3 protein-coding genes are annotated in these 2,941 nt (G+C 30.1%); all 3 read right to left on the bottom strand.

The features are described from left to right. Window positions 1–619: 619 nt before the first annotated feature. Window positions 620–1,114, bottom strand: a complete 495-nt coding sequence (locus VK998_RS00935) for a GNAT family N-acetyltransferase (RefSeq protein ID WP_325224452.1) — start codon at window positions 1,112–1,114, stop codon at window positions 620–622. An 11-nt stretch (window positions 1,115–1,125) separates the two neighbouring features. Then, on the bottom strand, window positions 1,126–2,067 hold the full coding sequence (locus VK998_RS00930; protein ID WP_325224451.1) for a GNAT family N-acetyltransferase: 942 nt from the start codon (window positions 2,065–2,067) through the stop codon (window positions 1,126–1,128). A gap of 170 nt (window positions 2,068–2,237) precedes the next feature. Continuing rightward, window positions 2,238–2,807, bottom strand: a complete 570-nt coding sequence (locus tag VK998_RS00925) for a GNAT family N-acetyltransferase (RefSeq protein WP_325224448.1) — start codon at window positions 2,805–2,807, stop codon at window positions 2,238–2,240. Between the last annotated feature and the right edge of the window lie 134 nt (window positions 2,808–2,941).

Here is a 2,941-nt window from a genome sequence, read left to right as displayed (position 1 = left end):
GGTTGACCTATGTGTCAACCCGATTATATGTCAACCCGTTGATGCACATAAGATTATAAGCATAACTTCCTTTTTAATTCCTAAGGTTTTAATTCACAATTCACAATTTAAAATTCACAATTTGCGACGTTTACGTCGCATTTAACTACTAATGTCCAACTATAGTATATAATTCACCTGCCATCTTATCAACCAAAATTAACCATTTACCCTTCAAATATCTATATTTATCCAATGTCATCTGTCAAATGCTCTATCTAAAAGGGTCAAAAAACGGTGTCTTTTTACCGATTTTTAACCCAAATTTGATCCTCAAACCACTATATGTTGTGGTGCAGCCTATTATTCTTTATCAAAACCACAATACGTCATCAGAATTGCTACTTCAGCCGTAGAATGTACCCAATCACATCTCCCTACAGTCGTGTTCTTGGACATTCCTGGCATAAGACGTACCTCTACTTACAACTCGTTTCACTCCTTGTAAGCAGGGTTACGACTTCAACGTGTCTTGAGAGGTCAATAAAGATGTCGTAGAGAGATATCAGCCCCTTGGTGGTATGCCACTATAATACAGTTTATAAAGAACTTGATATTAATTTGGGAATTGATTATATTTCTATATGAGATTTAATTTATATCTATAACTACTTTCTGTTTCTTCATATCTTTGAAATCCAATGCTCTCAAACAACTTCTGTGAACCAATATTATATTTATATATTTCATTAACTGCAAGGTAACTATATCCCAATTGTTTCCCCCGTTGAATAAGTGCCTCAACAACCTTTTTACCAATCCCCTTACCGCGATAAGTCTCAACCCCGATAACGATGGGCATATCTATGTTTGAAAATGTTACATCTCCTATTGTAATATATTTATCGCCATCTTCTATCTCAATAAAATACAATTCGCCATGCTCATTCAGATATGAATACATTCTGCACAATTTCTCCATATCATATGGCTCATTCTCACCATCTACAAGCATTAAAGTTTCTTCATCCTGATACCATTCAAGAGCAAAGGCGAAATTATTATCAAATTTGCGTAACCGAATACTATCGCTTACAATTATATATTCTGGTTGTTTTATATTCAAAATTGGCACCTCATTCCCTCCTAACTTTTATATGCAATATACCAGATACTGTCACCAGCAAATCCCGTTTTTCTATATAAGCCTATTGGATTACTAATATTGTTACAGTCTCCAGATACAGTTGCAAACTTTGCTTTTCCCTTCATTCTCCTTAACAGTTCAGCAACTAGGAATTTTCCAAATCCCTTTCCTCGATATTCTGGTAGCACCTGTATCCATTCTAGTATTCCCTCTTTTACAAGGGAATCAAATTCTGCAATTCCAAATGCAATAGGCGTATACATACCATTATTTATTTTATCAATAAATATCCATAGTTCATTTTTATATACATCATTTTTTATATATTCCTTTAATTTATCTTTTGTAAGGTCAGTATTTGGATAAGAAATTTGGATTATTTCCAGAGCCTTATCAAAATCTTTCTCGTTATTAGGATCAAAGGTTCTATACCTACAATTCTTAGGTAAGTCTTCATTATTTATTTGCTCCAAATTATGTTTAATTCTAAAAAACTTATCTACCTTAATAAATTCCTTCTTAGCATTCTTTGATAATTTATTCCATTCACTTTCATGATATACTTTTATATTATCTGGTTTAGTGAATGTAGTTTCTTTCCAATATGGTAGTGCTGAATAATTACAAGGATCTTTTTCATATAATAATTTATTATGAACATCATCGCAATATTTATCCCATTTTTCTTCAAATATATCCTTTGGAACAATATATTTTACTAAATCCAATGCTGACAAAATACCTTTTTCTTTACAATCATTAATATTGATACTATATGCTTCCCAATCCAGTTTTTCAGTTTCTTTTATTGTAGGAATATATTGAAAACCTTTCTGAATCAAACAAGTGGTTCTTGTATGCCCATCTGTCATCACTATATCTTCTCCTAATTTTATAATAGGAACTGGTTCTAATAACTCTATATCAAAATCCTTTTTCAATAAATTTAATTTATCCTCATTTATATAAAATTATGATGGTTGCAATTTATTTGCTTTAACCCATAATATTTTATCTTCTTTCATTTTGCTATATCTCCATAATATTATAATTTTATTTAAAAATAGGATAGCTAAAATATTTAAGCTACCCTATTTACCTTTATTGTAATCTAATTCATAGCAGATTCTCTATTAGTTTGGAATTTAATATCTAAATCATTAAAAGAAAACACTAAATTTAATGCATCTTCCGAATTTGGATCAATGTATCCCGTGTCCTTAAATCCAATTTTCTTATAAAGATTTATGGCTTTAATATCTTTCTCTTTTACACAGACCTCAATACTTTCGTATCTTCTTTCTACATATAGATAATCCAATATTAATTTTAAAGACTCATATCCATGGCCTTGATTTTGATGGCTAATATCTATAAAAAATTGTTGCAGTTCGTAGCATTCGGGTTCTTCATTTATATCACGAACCATAAGCATTCCAATAATATTTTCTTCGCTTTTTATACTGAAAACTTTTGAATTATAATTTCTATAAATATATGCTCTAGCTAAAATATCCATAGGACTAGCTACATAGTCTTTCTGCTCTTCTGATAATTCTAGAGTAATTAACTTAGTCCAATTTCTTTCATCTATATCTGCTAAATAGGTATTATTTCTTTTAGTAGTTAGTCTTATTACACCATATTCATCAATACCATCAAAATAAAACCCCTGTTTCATCTAAAATCTCATATTTCTTTTATTAGATACATTAAGTTCAAAGTACTTAGCACCCTTAGAAATCTCAATTTCTTTGATTATGTTAAAAATATCTGTTCCATAACCATTATCTCTAAGTTCAGGTATAATACAAT

This window comes from Schnuerera sp. (assembly GCF_035459645.1).
In the GTDB taxonomy this organism is placed as follows: domain Bacteria; phylum Bacillota; class Clostridia; order Tissierellales; family Tepidimicrobiaceae; genus Schnuerera.
Note: the sequence above shows the minus strand (reverse complement) of the source record. Positions and strands in the feature narration are given on the sequence as shown.

Bases quoted from the DNA above. Each gene is read 5' to 3' on its own strand.
- VK998_RS00925 (WP_325224448.1), bottom strand. From the start codon at position 2,807: ATGAAACAGGGGTTTTATTTTGATGGTATTGATGAATATGGTGTAATA.